Here is a 792-nt window from a genome sequence, read left to right on the forward strand (position 1 = left end):
GGGAGTCTGACATGACAATGATTTTTGGAATCCCTTTGCAGGCGCTTCTCGGGCAGTTGCTGGTCGGCCTCATCAATGGCTCGTTCTACGCCATGCTGAGCCTTGGCCTTGCCATCATCTTCGGGCTGCTGCGCATCATCAACTTTGCCCATGGCGCACAATATATGCTGGGCGCTTTTGTCGGCTATCTGTTGTTGAGCTGGTTTGGCATCGGCTATTGGCCAGCCCTTGTTCTGGCCCCGATCATCGTCGGTCTCGGTGGCGCGATCGTCGAGCGCGTGGCGCTGTCACGGCTTTATAATCTCGATCCGCTCTATGGCCTGCTCTTCACCTTCGGCCTGGCGCTCGTGATCGAAGGCACATTCCGCTATTATTACGGCGCTGCCGGACAGCCTTATGCGGTGCCGCCATCGCTTGCAGGCGGGCATAATCTCGGCTTCATGTTCCTGCCGAATTATCGCGCCTGGGTGGTCGTGGCTTCGCTGATCATCTGCCTTGGCACCTGGCTTTTGATCGAAAAGACCAAGCTTGGCGCTTATCTGCGCGCCGCCACCGAAAACCCGACACTGGTCAAGGCCTTCGGCATCAATGTGCCGCTGCTTCTCACCTTCACCTATGCGCTCGGTGCAGCGCTTGCAGGTCTTGCCGGCATCATGGCCGCCCCGATCTATCAGGTCAGCCCGCTGATGGGCTCCAACATCATCATCGTGGTCTTTGCCGTGGTGGTCGTCGGCGGCATGGGCTCGATCCTCGGCGCCATCATCACCGGCTATGTGCTGGGCCTGGCCGAAG

At 59.1% G+C, this 792-nt stretch carries 1 protein-coding gene; it reads left to right on the top strand.

Features of this window, described 5'->3' with window-relative positions; genetic code table 11:
• Nucleotides 1-11: 11 nt before the first annotated feature.
• A partial coding sequence (locus JAU75_RS24340) for a branched-chain amino acid ABC transporter permease (RefSeq protein ID WP_199058952.1) occupies nucleotides 12-792 on the top strand: 781 nt, incomplete at its 3' end.

Origin of the sequence: Ochrobactrum sp. Q0168 (genome assembly GCF_016427605.1) — a bacterium.
Taxonomy (GTDB): domain Bacteria; phylum Pseudomonadota; class Alphaproteobacteria; order Rhizobiales; family Rhizobiaceae; genus Brucella.